This is a genomic window from Conexibacter sp. DBS9H8, assembly GCF_023330685.1.
Lineage (GTDB): Bacteria > Actinomycetota > Thermoleophilia > Solirubrobacterales > Solirubrobacteraceae > Palsa-465.
Map to the genome: position 1 here is coordinate 1,971,763 of NZ_CP097128.1, position 15,597 is coordinate 1,987,359.

Annotated in this window: 19 protein-coding genes and 1 tRNA gene; 15 read left to right on the forward strand and 5 right to left on the reverse strand. The window is 71.7% G+C overall.

Annotated features, from left to right (window positions below; translation table 11 throughout):
- Nucleotides 1-21: 21 nt before the first annotated feature.
- The 4 genes from M3M55_RS09355 (at nt 22) to M3M55_RS09370 (ending at nt 3,378) form a co-directional block, all read left to right on the forward strand.
- Nucleotides 22-270, forward strand: a complete 249-nt coding sequence (locus M3M55_RS09355; protein ID WP_249009240.1) for a phosphopantetheine-binding protein — start codon at nt 22-24, stop codon at nt 268-270.
- 31 nt (nt 271-301) lie between these two features.
- Nucleotides 302-1,555 (forward strand): beta-ketoacyl synthase, encoded by a 1,254-nt coding sequence (locus tag M3M55_RS09360; protein WP_249009241.1) that lies wholly within the window; start codon nt 302-304, stop codon nt 1,553-1,555.
- 13 nt (nt 1,556-1,568) lie between these two features.
- The gene (gene fabI / locus M3M55_RS09365) at nt 1,569-2,351 is read left to right on the forward strand and encodes an enoyl-ACP reductase FabI (RefSeq protein ID WP_249009242.1); all 783 of its coding nucleotides are present in this window, start codon (nt 1,569-1,571) and stop codon (nt 2,349-2,351) included.
- A gap of 73 nt (nt 2,352-2,424) precedes the next feature.
- Entirely contained in the window at nt 2,425-3,378 is a 954-nt protein-coding gene (locus M3M55_RS09370) for a DMT family transporter (RefSeq protein WP_249009243.1), read from the forward strand.
- Here the strand turns inward: M3M55_RS09370 and cofE are convergent.
- The 3 genes from cofE to M3M55_RS09385 are packed head-to-tail and all read right to left on the reverse strand — an operon-like array spanning nt 3,287 to nt 5,697.
- On the reverse strand, nt 3,287-4,036 hold the full coding sequence (gene cofE, locus M3M55_RS09375) for a coenzyme F420-0:L-glutamate ligase (protein ID WP_249009244.1): 750 nt from the start codon (nt 4,034-4,036) through the stop codon (nt 3,287-3,289). The two genes, M3M55_RS09370 and cofE, sit on opposite strands and share 92 nt — an antisense overlap.
- A complete protein-coding gene (gene cofC, locus M3M55_RS09380) occupies nt 4,036-4,698 on the reverse strand; it encodes a 2-phospho-L-lactate guanylyltransferase (protein WP_249009245.1) in 663 nt (220 codons plus the stop codon). The genes cofE and cofC overlap by 1 nt, the downstream gene beginning before the upstream one ends.
- A 33-nt stretch (nt 4,699-4,731) precedes the next feature.
- Nucleotides 4,732-5,697, reverse strand: coding sequence for a 2-phospho-L-lactate transferase CofD family protein (locus tag M3M55_RS09385; RefSeq protein WP_249009246.1), 966 nt, complete (start codon nt 5,695-5,697; stop codon nt 4,732-4,734).
- 6 nt (nt 5,698-5,703) lie between these two features.
- Here M3M55_RS09385 and M3M55_RS09390 point away from each other — a divergent pair, with 6 nt between their 5' ends.
- Nucleotides 5,704-6,660 carry a hydroxymethylglutaryl-CoA lyase gene (locus M3M55_RS09390; RefSeq protein WP_249009247.1) on the forward strand — a complete coding sequence of 319 codons (957 nt, stop codon included), beginning with the start codon at nt 5,704-5,706 and terminating at the stop codon, nt 6,658-6,660.
- Nucleotides 6,661-6,671: 11 nt separating this feature from the next.
- The gene (locus M3M55_RS09395) at nt 6,672-8,213 is read left to right on the forward strand and encodes an acyl-CoA carboxylase subunit beta (protein ID WP_249009248.1); all 1,542 of its coding nucleotides are present in this window, start codon (nt 6,672-6,674) and stop codon (nt 8,211-8,213) included.
- Here the strand turns inward: M3M55_RS09395 and M3M55_RS09400 are convergent.
- Complete coding sequence (locus M3M55_RS09400) at nt 8,200-9,303, reverse strand: hypothetical protein (protein WP_249009249.1); 1,104 nt, start codon at nt 9,301-9,303, stop codon at nt 8,200-8,202. The two genes, M3M55_RS09395 and M3M55_RS09400, sit on opposite strands and share 14 nt — an antisense overlap.
- 131 nt (nt 9,304-9,434) lie before the next feature.
- Between M3M55_RS09400 and M3M55_RS09405 the strand changes: the two genes are divergently transcribed.
- From M3M55_RS09405 to M3M55_RS09415, 3 genes are all read left to right on the forward strand, one after another.
- Nucleotides 9,435-10,298 (forward strand): inositol monophosphatase family protein, encoded by an 864-nt coding sequence (locus tag M3M55_RS09405; RefSeq protein WP_249009250.1) that lies wholly within the window; start codon nt 9,435-9,437, stop codon nt 10,296-10,298.
- Between the two features lie 26 nt (nt 10,299-10,324).
- Nucleotides 10,325-10,407: transfer RNA gene (locus M3M55_RS09410), tRNA-Leu, on the forward strand.
- 372 nt (nt 10,408-10,779) lie between these two features.
- Nucleotides 10,780-11,025, forward strand: a complete 246-nt coding sequence (locus tag M3M55_RS09415) for a type II toxin-antitoxin system HicB family antitoxin (RefSeq protein WP_249009251.1) — start codon at nt 10,780-10,782, stop codon at nt 11,023-11,025.
- A 160-nt stretch (nt 11,026-11,185) separates the two neighbouring features.
- On the opposite strand, the gene M3M55_RS09420 is transcribed toward M3M55_RS09415, so the two are convergent.
- Entirely contained in the window at nt 11,186-11,992 is an 807-nt protein-coding gene (locus M3M55_RS09420; RefSeq protein ID WP_249009252.1) for a hypothetical protein, read from the reverse strand.
- A 209-nt stretch (nt 11,993-12,201) separates the two neighbouring features.
- On the opposite strand from M3M55_RS09420, the gene M3M55_RS17625 reads away from it, so the two are divergent.
- From M3M55_RS17625 to M3M55_RS09445, 6 genes are all read left to right on the forward strand, one after another.
- Entirely contained in the window at nt 12,202-12,438 is a 237-nt protein-coding gene (locus M3M55_RS17625) for a helix-turn-helix domain-containing protein (RefSeq protein ID WP_371878691.1), read from the forward strand.
- A gap of 31 nt (nt 12,439-12,469) precedes the next feature.
- Nucleotides 12,470-12,655, forward strand: coding sequence for a hypothetical protein (locus tag M3M55_RS09425; RefSeq protein ID WP_249009253.1), 186 nt, complete (start codon nt 12,470-12,472; stop codon nt 12,653-12,655).
- 122 nt (nt 12,656-12,777) lie between these two features.
- On the forward strand, nt 12,778-14,049 hold the full coding sequence (locus M3M55_RS09430; protein WP_249009254.1) for an AAA family ATPase: 1,272 nt from the start codon (nt 12,778-12,780) through the stop codon (nt 14,047-14,049).
- Between the two features lie 169 nt (nt 14,050-14,218).
- Complete coding sequence (locus M3M55_RS09435; RefSeq protein ID WP_249009255.1) at nt 14,219-14,500, forward strand: hypothetical protein; 282 nt, start codon at nt 14,219-14,221, stop codon at nt 14,498-14,500.
- A 233-nt stretch (nt 14,501-14,733) separates the two neighbouring features.
- Nucleotides 14,734-14,919: a hypothetical protein gene (locus M3M55_RS09440; RefSeq protein WP_249009256.1), complete on the forward strand. Its 186-nt coding sequence runs from the start codon at nt 14,734-14,736 to the stop codon at nt 14,917-14,919.
- A 311-nt stretch (nt 14,920-15,230) separates the two neighbouring features.
- Nucleotides 15,231-15,482, forward strand: coding sequence for a hypothetical protein (locus tag M3M55_RS09445; protein WP_249009257.1), 252 nt, complete (start codon nt 15,231-15,233; stop codon nt 15,480-15,482).
- Nucleotides 15,483-15,597 lie beyond the last annotated feature (115 nt).

Consider the following 15,597-nt stretch of genomic DNA (forward strand, 5'->3'; position numbering starts at 1 on the left):
GTGCAGAAAAGAGGAACCCAGATGACCGTCATCACCAAGGAGCAGGTCCAGGCGCGCGTGACCGAGGCGCTGTCGAGCTTCGGTCCCGATGCCGACCAGATCACCCTCGAGGCGACCTTCGAGGAGCTCGACATCGACTCACTCGACCTCGTCGAGCTCGCCCAGATCGTCGAGGACGACTACGGCGTCGTGCTCAAGGGCGAGGACATGAAGGACCTCACCACCGTCGGTGAGGCCGTCGACCTGATCGTCGCGCGCGCGTCCGCCTAAGCGCGAAGCTCTCGAGCCCTACCCAGGTCCCGTGCCGCCGTCCAGCTCCCAGCCGCTCCGCAAGCGTCGCGTCGTCGTCACCGGCGTCGGGGCCGTCAGCCCGCTCGGGGTTGGCGCCCGACCGCTGCATGACCGTTGGGTCGCCGGGGAGTCGGGGATCGTCGACGGGGTTGGCCGGGCCAGCGAGTACGAGCCCGCCAACCATCTCACGGTCAAGGAGGCCCGCCGCTTTGACCGCAGCGCCCAGTTCATCGTCGTCGCCGCGGACGAGGCGCTGCGCCAGGCCGGCTGGCTCACCGACGCCGGCACCGACCTGCCCTACGACAGTCTGCGGGTCGGGTGCGTGATCGCCACCGGGATCGGTGGGATCGGCACGATGGAGAGCCAACACGACGTGATGCGCCAGCGCGGCGCGGACCGGATCTCCCCGCTCGGGGTGCCGATGTACATGCCCAACGCGGCCGCCGCGGCCGTCTCGATGCGCTACGGCCTCCAGGGAACCAGCTACGGGCTGGTGTCGGCCTGCGCGAGCGGCGGCCACGCCGTCGGTATGGCCCTGCGGACGATCCAGTACGGCGACGCGGACGCGATGGTCACCGGCGGTACGGAGGCGGTGCTCACCGAGTTCGGCTTCGGCTCCTTTCAGACGATGGGGGCGCTCGCCTCCGACGGGATCTCCCGCCCCTTTGACCTGCGCCGCGACGGGTTCGTGATGGGGGAGGGGGGGGCCGCCCTCGTGCTCGAGGAGATGGAGTCCGCGATCGCCCGCGGGGCGACGATCCTCGGGGAGCTCGCCGGCTTCGGCTCGACCGCCGACGCCCACCACCTCACCGCTCCCGAACCGACCGGTCGCCCGGCCGCCGCGGCGATCAGCCAGGCGCTCGTCGACGCCGGGATCACCCCGGCGGAGGTGTCCTACGTCAACGCGCACGGCACCTCCACCCAGCTCAACGACGCGGCGGAGACGAACGCTCTCAAGCTCGCCCTCGGCGAGCATGCCTACCGGATCCCGGTCTCCTCGACCAAGTCGGCGATCGGCCACCTGCTCGGCGCCGCCGGGGCGATCGAGGCGGTCGCGACCGTCCTCGCCCTCCGTGAGGGGATGCTCGGGCCGACGCTCAACCTCGAGGTGCCCGATCCCGAGCTCGACCTCGACTACATCCCGCTCACCGCACGCCCGCTCGTACCGGTCAACGGCGGACCTCCGGCGGCCCTGTCGAACTCCTTCGCCTTCGGTGGGCACAACGTGTCGCTGCTCATCGCCGGCGCCCCGGAGCCCACCTGATGGGGCGGCGAGGGTGACCGGCGGTCTGCTCGCCGGCAAGCGGCTGCTGATCACCGGGGTCATCACCAAGGACTCGATCGCCTTTCACGTCGCCGAAGCCGCCCAGGCCCAGGGGGCCGAGGTGCTGCTGACGAGCTTCGGACGGGTACGGCGGATGACCGAGCGCGCCGCCGCCCGCCTGCCGACGCCCGTCGACGTGCTCGAGCTCGACGTCAACAACCCCGACGACCTCACTGCCCTGGAGGCCACGTTGGGCGAGCGATGGGGGAGAGTCGACGGGGCGCTGCACGCGATCGCCTACGCCCCCGAGGACGCCCTCGGCGGCCGTTTCCTCACCGCGCCCGCCGCCTCGGCCGCCGCCGCCTTCCAGACGAGCGCGTTCTCGCTCAAGTCGCTCGCGGTCGCCCTCGCGCCGCTGATGCCTCCCGGGTCTAGTCTCGTCGGCCTTGACTTCGACGCCCAGCAGGCGTGGCCGATCTACGACTGGATGGGGGTCGCCAAGGCGGCGCTCGAATCGGTCGCCCGCTACCTCGCCCGCGACCTCGGCCCCCAGGGGATCCGCGTCAACCTCGTCAGCGCCGGTCCGCTCGGGACCGTCGCCGCCCGTGGCATCCCCGGCTTTGAGCAGCTCGCGAGCCTGTGGGAGCGCCAGGCGCCGCTCGGCTGGGACATCGAGGATCCGGCGATCGTCGCCGGGGCGGTCAGCTTCCTCCTGTCGGACCTCTCCCGCGGCGTGTCGGGTGAGATCCTCCACGTCGACGGCGGCTTCCACGCGGTCGGCGCCCCGTCCTTCTGAGCCGCCCGGGCCCGTGTCGGCCTCCCGTGTCTCGGCGCCGGCCACGCCCGGCTTGGCGCCCATTCGCCCGGGCGTGTCGGCGCGGTGGACCGCGGCGATCGGCGCGGCGATCATCGCCTTCTCCGCGATCTTCGTCAAGCTCAGCCACGCCTCCGACAGCACGGCGGCGATCTTCCGCTGCTTTGATGCCTCACTGATCCTCGTCCCGCTCGCCTGGGCCGAACAGCGGCGGTTCGGGCCGCGCCCCTGGCGCGCGCGCCGCGCCGGGCTCGCGGCCGGCGTGTTCTTCGCCGCCGACCTCGTGATGTGGGACCGGGCGATCACCGACGTCGGCGCCGGGCTCGCCACCGTCCTCGCCAACGTCCAGGTCATCCTCGTCCCGCTCGTCGCCTGGGCGCTGCTCCGGGAGGCACCCGGGCGAAGGGTGCTCGCCGCCCTCGGACCCGTGCTGCTCGGCGTGCTGCTCATCTCCGGCGTGCTCGTCCACGGCGCCTACGGGACCGCTCCGCTCGCCGGGGCGGCGCTCGGCGCCGGCGCCGGGCTCGCCTACGTCGGCGCGCTGCTGCTGCTGCGCCACGGCGGGGCGGACCTCTCCCGGCCGGTCGCGCCGCTCGCCGAGATGACCGCCTCGGCGACCGTCGTCGCCGCACTGATCGGGATCGTCCTCGGCGACGCCCGCTTCGTCCCCGTCTGGCCGGGGGCCGCCTGGCTCGCGCTGCTCGCCGTCGGCTCCCAGGTGATCGGGTGGCTGGCGATCACCCGCTCACTGCCGCGCCTACCAGCGGCGACGACGTCCTTGCTGCTGATGATCCAGCCGATCGGATCGCTGCTGCTCGGCGCGCTGCTGCTCGGGGAACGGCCGAGCGCCTCCCAACTGCTCGGCGTCGCCCTGCTGCTCGGCGCCGTCGTGTACGCGACCCGGCCGGCGGGGCCGGTCAGCGGAACAGGTCCTGCTCCGCGGCCCGGATCAGCGGGGCGACCCCGGGACCGTCCTCGCCACAGACGTGGCGGCCGGCTCCGTCGATGAGCACCACCGGCTGGCGGCCGTCCTTGCGCCGGGCGAGGTCGGCTGTCGCGGCGAGCTGATCGGCGACGGCGATCACGGTCGCCCGCAACTCGCGGCCGTAGGCGTCCCGGCCGCCCCGCCAGTCCTCGAGCGGCACGACCCCGGCACAGCCGATCGCCACGTCACACTGCCCGGTCCGCCAGGCCCGGCCGAAGCTGTCGGTGATCACAACCCCGGGGGCGGCCCCGGTCAGCTCAGCAAACCGGCGGCGCACCCGCCGGGCCGAGGCGTCGGGATCGACGGGCAGCATCAGGACGTGATCGTCACCGGCGACGTTGGAGGCGTCGACGCCGCTGTTGGCACAGATGAAGCCGTGGTGGGTCTCGGTGATCAGCACGCCGTGGGCGGCCCGGATCACCCCACGGGACTCGTCGAGGATCACCTGCACGAGCCGCGGGTCCTTGTCGAGTTCGGCGGCGAGCGCGGCGGCGCGCCCGCCGGCGGTCACCTCGCTGAGGCGGCGCAGCCGGCCCTCGGACTTGGAGATCGCCTTGTGGGCGATCACCACCACCTGCCCGGGGCCGATCGCCTCCGGGCCGACGCGGTCGATCACCGCCGCGGCGAGGTCGGTACCGACGGCGATCTCCCCGAGATCGGACACCGGACGGGCCGACAGCATCAGCCGCGGCTGCGAGCGAGCTGGTTGAGCATTCCGCGGGTGTGGGCGGCGCCCCCGCGCGTGGCCGCGAGCGTCTCGGTGAGCAGGGCGAGGTCCTCCGGGGTGTCGATGTCGAGGGCGAGCGAGCGCACCGACACCGTGTGGGGCTCGCTGCCCTGGGCGACGGCGAGCTGATGGTGGCGGGCGGCGCTGTCCTCGCCGAAGGCGGGCGTGAGCGCGTCCGGCGGGGTGAGCAGCAGCCCGTTGGTCCCGCTGCCGTGACGGTCCGGGATGACCAGGGCAGTCCGGCCGGGGACGTCGAGGCCGAGCAGTTCGGTCAGCTCGCCCGGATCGAGCAGCGGACAGTCGCCGGGGACGATCAGCACGCGGTCAGCGCCGTGGGTGAGCGCGTCGGCGATCCCGGCGCTTGCGGCGTTGGAATGGCCGACTGCCGCGTCCTCGACGATCGCTGCGCCGTGCCCGCCGGCGATCCGCTGGGCGCCGTGGTCGGCGCTGACGACGACGATCCGGTCGATCGCCGCGGTCCGGCGCAGCGCGGTGAGGACGTCGGTGAACATCGCCTCCACGAGCGCCCGGCGCGGACCGAGGGCCAGCTCATCGGCCAGGCGGGTCTTGGCGTTGGCGGAGAAGCTCTTGATCGGAAGGACGGCGGTGGTGGTCATCGAGGGGAGTGAGCCTACTCGGTGGCGCCCCCGTCATCGGAGCCCGGCCGCGAAGGTGAGCGTCTGCGCGGCCAGGCGACGGCGGCCGGCCGCCCCGTCCATCATCAGGTCACAGACCAGCGTCGCCAGGTCCGGGGCGGCGGCCTCGTCCGCCCCGGCGGGCGTGAGCGGAGCGTCGAGGACGATCCCGTCGATCCGGTTTCCGTAGAGCGCCGCGACCCCGTCACCGGACGCGCTCACTCCCGCCCAGGCGAGGCAGGTCGCCGTCGGTCCCTTCAGCACCGACCCGCCGACGATCGGGCTGACGGCGACCGTCGGGGCCGGGCTGGCGGCGAGGGCGGCGGCAAGCTCGGGGATCGCGAGCATCGGCCCGATCGACAGCACCGGGTTGGACGGGCCGATCACGATCGCCCGGGCGGCGCCGAGGGCGGCGAGCACCTCCGGGGTGGTGTCCGCGCCGGCCGCGCCGACGTAGGTGACGTCATCGATCGCCGGCCAGTCGCCGTCGGGTCTGCGGCCGCGGATCAGGTACTCCTGCAGCGACCAGTTCCGCCCGGCCGCACGGATCCGGGTGCGCACCGGCCGGTCGCTCATCACGAGCACCTCGGCGCGGAGGCCGAGGCGGCGGGTGAGATCGGCTTGGACGACGCTGAGGCGCTCTCCGGCCCCCAGGCCGGCGGCGCGCAGCAGTGCGATGGCGAGGTCGGCGTCCCCGAGGTTGAACCACACCTCCTCCCCGAGGTCCCGGAGGCCGTCCATGACCTCAAAAGTGTCCCCGGCGAGCCCCCAGCCGCGCTCGTCGATGCGGTCGGCCAGCCAGAAGCTGACGAGGTCCGGGTCCGGGGAGACGTACCCGCCGTAGATCTCGACGTCGTCACCGGTGTTGGCGATCACCACGAGGTCGTCGGGGCCGACGACGTCGAGCATCCCGCGGGCGAGCTTGGCGCCCCCGGTGCCGCCGGCGAGCATGACGACCGGGCCTTGGCTGTGAGCGTTCATGGCCCCATGGAACCGCGTAAGGTTCCCTCCGTGCTTCCCGCCAGCGTGCGCATCCGCGAAGTCGGCCCCCGGGACGGACTCCAGAACGAGCCCGAAACGCTCCCGACCCCGGCGAAGGTGGCGATGATCGAGGGGCTCGCCGCGGCCGGGCTGACCCGCATCGAGCTGACGAGCTTCGTCCGGCCGGACGTGATCCCCCAGCTCGCCGATGCCGCTGAGGTGCTCGCCGCCGTCCGCCTTCCCGCCGGGGTCACCGCCAGCGTGCTGATCCCGAACGAGCGCGGCCTCGACCGGGCGCTCGCCCAGCGCGAGATGTTTTCGGAGATCAACGGGTTCCTGTCCGCGTCCGAGACCCACAACGCCAAGAACGTCGGATGCTCGGTGGCCGACTCCCTCGCCGGCCTCAAGCGGGTGTTCGCGCGGGCGACCGTCGAGGGCCTGGCGATCGAGGCGGTGATCTCAACGAGCTTCGGCTGCCCCTACGAGGGGCCGGTCCCCGTGCCCCGGGTGCTCGACCTCGCCGAGGCGCTCGCGGAGGCGGGGGCGGGAGAGGTCGGCTTCGGGGACACGACGGGGATGGCCAACCCGGTCGCGGTCGAGGCGTTCTTCACCGCCGCCCGTGAGCGCCTGGGTCACGTTGAGCTGACCGCCCACTTCCACAACACCCGCGGCCAGGGACTCGCCAACGTCCTCGCCGCCCTCCGGGCGGGCGTCGAGAGCTTCGAGTCAAGCGTCGGCGAGCTCGGCGGCTGCCCGGTCCCCGCCGGGGCGACCGGCAACATCGCCACTGAGGACCTCGTCTCGATGCTCGAGGAGATGGGAATCGCCACCGGGGTGGAGCTCGACAAGCTGCTCGGGGTCGCCCGCCGCCTCCAGGAGACGCTTGGACGGCGCCTCGGCAGCCACGTGCTGAGCGCCGGGCCGATCCGCTGGGACGCTCCCGACCGTCTGAGTTTGAGTTAGCTTTCGCTCAGATGGCCACCACTGAGGATCTCAGCGCCGCGCTCGACGCGGCGACCGCGCGGGCGCTCGCCGGCGGTCCCGACCGCCACCACGCCAAGGCCGCCGAGCAGGGCAAGCTGGAGGTTCGCGCCCGCGTCGCCCGGCTGCTGGACCCCGACTCCCTCGCCGAGGACGGGCTGCTGGCCGACTTCGAGCTCGACCATGAGGGGGCCGCGGCGGTCATCACCGGCGTCGGCCGGGTTGACGGCCGGAGCGTCGCGGTGATCGCCAACGACCCGACGGTCAAGGCGGGCTCCTGGACCCCCAAGACGGTCGAGAAGATCCTCCGCCTGCAGGAGAAGGCGGGCAAGCTGCGCTGCCCGATCGTCTACCTGATCGATTCCGCCGGCGCGCGGATCGACCAGCAGGTCGAGATGTTCCCCGGCGCCCGCGGGGCGGGCCGGATCTTCCACAACCAGGTGCGTCTGTCGGGCGTCATCCCGCAGGTGTGCGTCCTGTTCGGACCCTCCGCCGCCGGCGGCGCCTACGTCCCCGCCTTCTGTGACGTCGTCATCATGCGTGACGGAAACGCGTCGATGTACCTCGGCTCGCCGCGGATGGCCGAGATGGTGATCGGCGAGCGGGTCAGCCTCGAGGAGATGGGCGGCGCGCGGATGCACACTGCCAAGAGCGGCTGTGGACACGCGCTCGTCCGCAGTGATGAGGAGGGGATCGACTGGGCGCGCCGCTACCTCGCCTACCTGCCCTCGCACTACCGCCAGGCCCCGCCGGCGGCGCCGGCCCGGCAGCCGGCGCCGACGCCACCGCTGCGCGAGATCATTCCCGCGGACGAGAACAAGCCCTTTGACATGCACGGCGTGATCGACCATCTCGTCGACGCCGACTCGTTCCTGGAGATCCACGCGCGCTGGGCCAAGGAGCTGATCGTCGGCTTGGCCCGGCTCGACGGCCGGGCGATCGGGATCGTCGCCTCCCAGCCCAAACACAAGGGCGGCGTCCTGTTCGTCGACTCCTCCGACAAGGCGGCGCACTTCATCAACCTGGCCAACGCGTTCAACGTGCCGCTGCTCTTTCTCGCCGATGTCCCCGGGTTCATGATCGGCACCCAGGTGGAGGCCGCCGGGATCATCCGCCACGGCGCCAAGATGGTCTCCGCTGTCTCCTCCGCGACCGTGCCGAAGCTGTCGGTGATCGTCCGCAAGGCCTATGGCGCGGGCCTGTACGCGATGGCCGGGCCCGGGTTCGAGCCGGACGCCTGCATCGCGCTGCCGACCGCCTCGATCGCGGTGATGGGACCCCAGGCCGCGGTCAACGCCGTCTACTACAACCAGCTGCAGGCAATCGCCGACCCGGCCGAGCGCGAGGCTGAGACCGCCCGCCTGCGCGCCGAGTATGGCGCCGACATCGACACGCTCCGGCTCGCCTCCGAGCTCGTCATCGACGCGGTGATCCAGCCCGAGGTGCTCCGCGCCGAGCTGATCGCCCGGTTCGCGCTCGCCGCCGACAAGCAGCGCGACTGGCCGGAGAAGCACAACCCGGTCACCCCTGTCTGATCCGTGCGCGGGCGCGCTTCGCGCTCCAGCGTCGGCCCGCTCCGGCCGCCGCCCGGGCCTGGACCTCGCCGACGTCGGCGTCGATCGCGTCGATCAGCTCGAGCGCGGCACTGATCAGCTCGTCGGGCTCGCCGCCGATGCTTAGCGCCGGCAGGCCGCGGCGACGGGCCGGCAGCGCCGGGCTCACCCCGCGGCCCCGCCGGGCCTCGAGGCGGCCGGTGGCGGCCGCGAGGGCCCGCAGGCGGGCGAAGAAGCCGGCGATGAGCAGCGGCCCGTCGCTGATCAGGTAGTAGGCGCCAGGACCGGGGCCGATGCCGAGCACGACCGTGTTGGTGACCGTTCGCTCGCGCCGGTGGGCCCGCAGGTGGCGGGTGAGCCCGGACCCGGCCGACCCGGCGCCGGTGAGGAGGACGTCGACGGCGATGTGCGCGGGCGGGCTGACGTCGAGCAGGCGGGTGAGCGCGAGCACGGTCGCGACCCCCTCGGCGTTGTCGACCCGCCGCAGCCCGAGGGTCAGCCAGGTGGCGACCCCGATCAGCGCCACCGTCGGCACGATCTGCAGGACGGCGATGAGCAGCGACCGGTCGCCCTCGAGCTGGGCGATCGCGCTCAACAGCAGCCACAGCGTCAGCCCCGCGGTGAGCGCGACCCACCCGGGCAGCCAGCCCTGGTGGTCGGGGTCGATCCGGGCGGTGTCGAGGTTGGCGGTGAGGATGAGCCGGACCTGCCGTTCCTGGGGGGCGGGGGAGAGGACGTTCTGGGTCGCCCGCTCGGGCGTGAGCAGGCGTCCGAGGGAGGTGTCGAGGGTCGCGTCGGCGATCAGGGAGAGCAGCCCGAGCAGGATCACCGCCGCCCCGACCCGGGGTTGGCTGGAGGCGATCAGGCTGCCGGTGACGGCGATCGTGATGTTGATCGCCTGGGCGGCCGCCCAATGGGGGCGCAGCCACAGCGTCTCGATGACCGGCGGCTGTCGCGGGCGCTGGCGCAGCTGGGTGGCCGCCCAGACGGCGGCCCGCCGCTCCGTATCGCTGCCGGCGGGACGCTCACCGATCCGGCGCAGCGCGTCCGTCAGTTCCTGGGCGCGGGACATCGACAGGCTGCGATGAAAGCAGGCTCGGCGGGCCGGGGCGCCGGGCGGGTGTGGGCGCCGGGCGGGTACGGGCGGACTCGACGGTGGGGCGGTGCCGCCGCGGCCGCGTGCCGGCTCGCTACAACAGGCCTGTGACCAACGTGACCCACGTGACCGATCAAGAGGGCGAGCTGCTCGCTGTCGCACACCGCTGCGCGGAGGCGGCGGCTCACGAGCTGTGCGAGCGCTTCGGGGCGCGCCTTGACGTCGACACGAAGTCGACGGCGACCGACCCCGTCTCAGCGGCCGACCTCGCCGCGGAGGCGGCGATCCGGGAGCTGCTCGCGCGGGAGCGGCCCGGTGACCTGATCCTCGGCGAGGAGGGCGGTCTCGCCCCCGCCCGCCCCGGGGCGGCAGACACCGGTCTGCGTTGGGTCGTCGACCCGCTCGACGGGACGGTCAACTACCTCTACGGGATCGCCGCGTTCGCGGTCAGCGTTGGTGTGCAGGACGGGGCCGGGACGGTCGCCGGGGTCGTCGCTGACCCGGTGAGCGGGGAGACCTTTGCCGCGACCCGCAGCGGGCCCGTGACCCTGGCCCGGCGCGGAGCCGGCCCGGAGCCGATCCACGCGCGCAGCGAGCACCGGCTCGGTCACGCGCTCCTCGCCACCGGCTTTGCCTATGACGCGGCGCTGCGGGTCCACCAGGGCGCGGTGATCGCCGGGCTGCTGCCGCGGGTCCGGGACATCCGCCGGGCCGGCGCGGCCGCCCTCGACCTCTGCGCCGTCGCGGCGGGCCGGCTCGACGCCTACTTCGAGCGGGGGGTCAAGCCCTGGGACATCACTGCCGGCGCGCTCATCTGCGAGCGGGCCGGGCTGGTCGTGCGGACGCTGCCGGCGACGGGCGGCGTCGGCGGGCTGCCCGCCGGGATCCTCGTCGCGCCCTCCGGGCTTGTGGACGAGCTTACGCAGCTGATCGAGACGCTTGAGGCCGGCGTGGTTGCACCCGCGAGCTGAACGGCTCCTACACTGAGGCGGCGCTCGCCGCGGTGATGGAACGGTAGACATGGCGGACTCAAAATCCGCTGCCCGCAAGGGCGTGCGAGTTCGAATCTCGCCCGCGGTATCGAGAAAAGCCCTGCTACGGCGGGGCTTTTCGGCTTTCAGGTATGGAACCGCGAGCGGGCCGAATACGGATTTGGCACCGATTTGGCACCGAGTCGCACATCCCCACGTCCTCACGAACTCTTAGTCTTCGAGTCGCCGATGCCGATGAACCAGAAGCAATGGATCAAGCTCCTTACCGAAGAGGGCTGGACTCGGACCGTCGGCGGCAACCATCAGACCAAGATGGTCAAGGAGGGCTATCGTCCGGTCACGCTGCCCGAGCACAAGGGAAAGACCTACTCAAAGGGCTTGGACGCAGCGATCCGAAAACAGACGCGAGTTGAGGGATCTAGTTAGTCAATGAAGAACGTGCCGGTCTAGAATGGGAGGCGTGCCTCCCCAGCAACTACACGTGCTGGTCCGATCCGAAGATGACTCCTTCTGGGCGACCGTTGAGGAGTTCCCGGGTGTTTTCGCCGCCGGCGACACGCTCGACGAGCTCCAGGAAAGCCTCGCGGAGGGCATCGCGCTTGTCCTGGCAAACGCGAGCGGCGAAGTACCCGGCATCTCGATCGCCGATTGGCACCTCGAACAACCGCCGAATGCCACGGCGACGGCCGCGCTCGTCGGCGTTTAGTCCGGGCCCACCCGGGCGCCTGACCATTCCCCCGAGCGGGAACTGAGGAGCGACCGCACCCTCCGTGGTGGAGGCCCTGTCGAGTGACACGCGTGTCACTCAGAACGCCGCCAGGGAGCTCGTGGGGCGCGCTGCGGTGGTTCCGTCGAGACTGGACGCGCTAGGACCGCTCGAGGAATGCCCGGGCGGTCTCGGCGTCGGCGACGGCGCGAGCGTAGAGCGCCGGGCTCATCTTGTCGTGGCCGGCCAGTCGCAGCGCCTCGACTCGGCGGACGACCTGCTCGGCGGCGGCGCGTTCGGGGTCGCTGGAGGACACGGCGACGGGCTCGCTCAACCGGGCGACGGCGGCGCGCAGGCGCTGGCGCTCGTTCTTCACGCGGGCGGGCTCGATCCAATCGGCCGGCGCGCGCCCGGCGTTCAGGATGTCGCAGGCTTGCTCGTCCGCGGCCGAGGGGCGAAGGCCTCCGATCCGGAGGCTGATCGACAGCACCGCGGCATGGATGCCACCGGGCTTCTTCTGCGCCGGACCCTTGCCGGCGTGGCGCCGGTCCTCGGTCTCGGACGCGATTAGGGCGGCGGTAGCGTCGCCGACGGGGGCCATCGCCACGGAAAGCCCGGTCGGCTCCGAGAAGGTCACGCCACAGAACAACCCGGCCAGTCCTGGGTCCCGGTCGATCTGCTCGAGGACCTTCGGCCAGTCAGCGGCGAGGCGGCGGAGGTCGGCGACCGAAAAGAGGCCGTCGGCCTGCTCGGAGGTCCGCAGTAGGGCTGCGTCGAGCGTGGCCGAGCCGGTCACGTGAAGCGCTGCCAGCAGTGTGAGGCGCCGGCGAAGCTCCGGGGACAGCAGCAACTCAGCCCGGGCGGCGATGACGTCTGCGGCCCGGAGTGTCACCTTCCGGGAGGGTGTCGGCAGCCCGTTTTTTCTGATACCAGCGAATCGCGCCTTGGGTGGAACCCTCTCGCTCATGCAAACAACAGTAAGGCCACCCTCGGTCGGTGATGTTCGGTCCAGGCGCGAGCGCCTCGGCTGGACGCGCTCTCAACTGGCACTCGCCGCGGGGTGCTCCGTCACCTACCTCATGCTGATCGAGCAGGGACACATCCCCCAGCGGGGAACCGTGCTCCCGCGCGTCGAAGCGGCACTCACCGAAGCCGAGCGAGTCGGGAGCGCCGCCCATGACTGAGCGGTTGCTCACCCCTGAGGAGGTCGGCCGCTTGCTCGCCGTCCCGAAAAGTTGGGTCTACGGCGCGGCGCGAACCGGACAGCTGCCTGCGGTTCGGCTCGGCAGGTACGTCCGCTTCCGCGAGGCCACCATCGTCGAGTGGTTGGAAAAAGGGTCGAGCCCGACGGTTGCAGCCGCGGGCCCGACGGTGACATCCGGCTCGCAGGCAGGCGGTCGAGATGAAGCCTAACGGACGGAGCGGCCTCCGGGGCCGCGCGATCTTGCGAAACCCGGACTCTGGCGACGCGCTCGAGGGCGCCGTCGAGGTTGGGGGCGGGCTTCTCACCGTCTACCGCCCGGTCCGCGTCGTCGGAGCAGACCGTTACCCGCTCGGCCTCGAGGCGCTGACCTGGCCGAGCCGCCGCGTTCGGTCGATCCTGTGGCAGTCGCTTGAGGAGCGGACGTGACAGTCGAGGCTTCGGAGCGGACCTGCGCCGGCTGTGGCGCCACGATCAAGCTGGGCGTCGCGTGCGCGCGCTGCGCCGCCCACCTGGGGCGCCACGGGTGCTACCCGTCGCGTGGGGAGGCCGTGCTTGAACCGGTAGCCAGCGTCGAGCCAGACGGTAAGCCGATGCTCGCGGCGGTCGAGGCGGAGCCCTGCTGGCTCGACGGCACGCCGATGGACCCGGCAGCCGAGCGCCCTGAACCTGTTCCGAGGCTGCCGGGCTGGCCGTTTCTGCCCGACGCCGGCGCAGCGGTGCTGATCGTCGGGCCAAGTGGCGGGGGGAGATCCTCGCTCGTCCAAAGCTGCCTGTATGACCAAGCCGCCAAGGGGTTGCCGGCGTTGTATTTGGGCTTCGAGGTCGGTGAAGCCGAGTTTCAGGCGCGTGCGGCGGCGCTCGCCGGCATCCGCGGCGACCGCATCGACGGGGAGCTGCGAGAACGGCTTGCGGTGATTCGTTACGCCGACCTAGGGGACGTGCTGGCTCGCGCGATGGCGGACCCGCGGGCATGGCGAGAAGGCATCGCCGCACGTGGCTATCGGGTGGTCGCAATCGACCCGCTGTCGGCCGTCGAGAGCGCGCTCGGCCTCGACTTTCAGTCTGGCGGCACGGACTTTCTCCGATTCTTCGACTCGCTCGTCCAGCCCTTGACGGCCGCGGGCGTCACGTGCGTTCTGCTCGACAACGTCGGCCACTCGCTCGAGGCCAAGTCGCGGGCCCGTGGGTCAAGCGCCAAGCTGGACCGAGCCGACCTGGCCTTTTCCTGCTCGACGGTGGCGTCTCCCGCTGGGCTCCGAATCAAGGCGGTCAAGGTCCGATCGACGCGGGCTGGCATCCGGCGCGACGACGCTTGGATCTTCACCCGCGACGACCAGAAGGTCCGCGCCGAGGCCGGCGCCAGTGACGGAGGTGGCGAGGTCATCGGGTTCCGTCCGACGGGAGTCATGGAGCGGGTGAGCCGGCGCTTGGAGGAGGCCGACGGGGCACTGAGCAAGCGCACCGTGCGGTCTCTCGTCTCCGGGCGAGCGAGCGTCGTGGACCTTGCCGTGCACTGCCTCGTCAGTGACGGATTCGCGGCACGAGTGAGTGACGGATACGTGTCCCGACGACCCTTCCGTGAGGGTGACCGTGTCCCGGCCGATTCTGAGGACCGTGTCCGCGTGTCCGGGCGTGTCCCAGGCGTGTCCCGCGATGTGTCCCAAATCGCGCAGGGGGGTGTGTCCGGTGTGTCCCACCCTTTAAGAGGGGGGGACACACGGACACGCCCCCTCCCGTGCGGACGTTCGTGTGAGTGTGTTGACGGTGGGGAGGACCCCGTCGGCGGTGTGTGTCAGCGCTGCTTCGGAGCGATTCAGTGAAGCCGCCTCTCGCATCGCTCCCTCACCGGTCGGGCGACTCGCCGGTCCGGAATGTGCTCGGCGGCTGGCTCGGCCTCGAGGTCCCGCAGCCGCCACGCCAGCGGAACCGGAGCAAGGCTGCCTATCGGAAGACGAGCCGCCGGCGGCCACGGGCGGAGGTGAAGTCGTCGTGAGCACCGACGGATGGCGGACACAGCGGACGGGCGCCGAGGTTGAGGCGCGCTGCTCACGGGCGGTCGAAGCCGGGTTCGCTGCGCAGGCGCACCGGCGCGAGAGTGAGGAACGCCGCCGGCGCCAGCTGGAGGCCGAGGAACGCTTCCGACTGCTCGAGGACGTGCTGGAGGACTACCGCCAGGCGCTCGGCCCGTTGGGCAACGGCCGGCGCAAAGACCTTCAGCAGGTGCGACTGCTACTTGATCGCATTCACGCTCGCGGCCAGGTGTCGCGGTGAAAATTGTGCGGACCGTTTACGGCCCGTTGGCACAACCGGTACTGTTCACAGCAGGTCGTGAGGCTCCGGGCAGCGAGAATCTCGGATGCCAGACCCGGACACACAGTGTCCAGATTCGCCGTGCTCGAGAGAGTTCCGGCGATTCGTCACCCACGCATCGGCGCACCTGCCGTGGATGCACGTCGCACCGGTGCGTGGGTGACACACACCTTCGTCAAGACCGGGAGGTCGCAGTGAGTGAAGTACGAACGCGGCCGGTCGCCAGCCGGCTACCAGAGACTGACTTCGCCCGGCTTCGCCAAGCGGCAGAGCGCCACGCCTCGACGCCAAGTGCGATCGTCGCCAAGATCATCCGCGAGCGGCTCGACGGAGTGGACGCCAGCGATCAGATCGACGTGCGAGTGCCAGCGACACGGTGACCTGAGACCGGGTGACGCTGACAGGTTGTGAGCGACCGACTGAGGCTACAGACCGTCACGGCGGTAGCGGAGGTCAGACGGTCGCTCGGAGTGGCTGAGAATGGCTGCTGTGAGACGACAGACCGGGCGGGGCAGGGCTTAAGTGTCGTGAACACATGACGCCGCCCCCCGTCATTTTTTTTCTCCGCGAGCCCTTAAGCGCCGTGGAGTGGGCACGGCCACGCGGGGAGAGGGCACGGCTGCGCGGTGGAGAGGCATCCGGGAGTGGGGTGGAGAGCCACCTCGCGCAATGACGAACCGAAGGGAGGGCCATGGACTCATGGCTTGAAGGTCTGCTCGGTCAGGCGCTCGGCGAACCGAGTTCGCTTGGGCCGGGATGGCGCGCTGAGCGCCGCGCGGACGGGTCGGTCATCCACCGACCGGTCCTCGACGGCTTCGGGGCTGACCGCCAGGCGCTCGAGGACGTGCGGCTGGCCGAGTTGGCGCGCGCCGCGGCGTCGGTCAAGCCTCGACGGCGGTTGTTCGGTGGCGCGGCGGACCCGGATCGCTGCCCGATGCCGTAGGACCGGCCTCGGAGTGGGGTCGGATGTTGAAACGATCGTCGGCGGTCTGGCCGGCGGAGAGGAGAGCTGGACTTATGCAGGATGGGTTGAACTTGGAGCAGGTCTTCGGATTGTT

Excerpts from the sequence above, each read along its gene's own strand:
- cofE (WP_249009244.1), bottom strand. The coding sequence starts at position 4,036 with ATGCTGTCGGCCCGTCCGGTGTCCGATCTCGGGGAGATCGCCGTCGGT.
- M3M55_RS09355 (WP_249009240.1), top strand. The coding sequence starts at position 22 with ATGACCGTCATCACCAAGGAGCAGGTCCAGGCGCGCGTGACCGAGGCG.
- M3M55_RS09400 (WP_249009249.1), bottom strand. The coding sequence starts at position 9,303 with ATGTCCCGCGCCCAGGAACTGACGGACGCGCTGCGCCGGATCGGTGAG.
- cofC (WP_249009245.1), bottom strand. The coding sequence starts at position 4,698 with ATGACCACCACCGCCGTCCTTCCGATCAAGAGCTTCTCCGCCAACGCC.
- M3M55_RS09385 (WP_249009246.1), bottom strand. The coding sequence starts at position 5,697 with ATGAACGCTCACAGCCAAGGCCCGGTCGTCATGCTCGCCGGCGGCACC.
- M3M55_RS09445 (WP_249009257.1), top strand. The coding sequence starts at position 15,231 with ATGGACTCATGGCTTGAAGGTCTGCTCGGTCAGGCGCTCGGCGAACCG.
- M3M55_RS09395 (WP_249009248.1), top strand. The coding sequence starts at position 6,672 with ATGGCCACCACTGAGGATCTCAGCGCCGCGCTCGACGCGGCGACCGCG.
- M3M55_RS09420 (WP_249009252.1), bottom strand. The coding sequence starts at position 11,992 with ATGAGCGAGAGGGTTCCACCCAAGGCGCGATTCGCTGGTATCAGAAAA.
- M3M55_RS17625 (WP_371878691.1), top strand. The coding sequence starts at position 12,202 with ATGACTGAGCGGTTGCTCACCCCTGAGGAGGTCGGCCGCTTGCTCGCC.
- M3M55_RS09390 (WP_249009247.1), top strand. The coding sequence starts at position 5,704 with ATGGAACCGCGTAAGGTTCCCTCCGTGCTTCCCGCCAGCGTGCGCATC.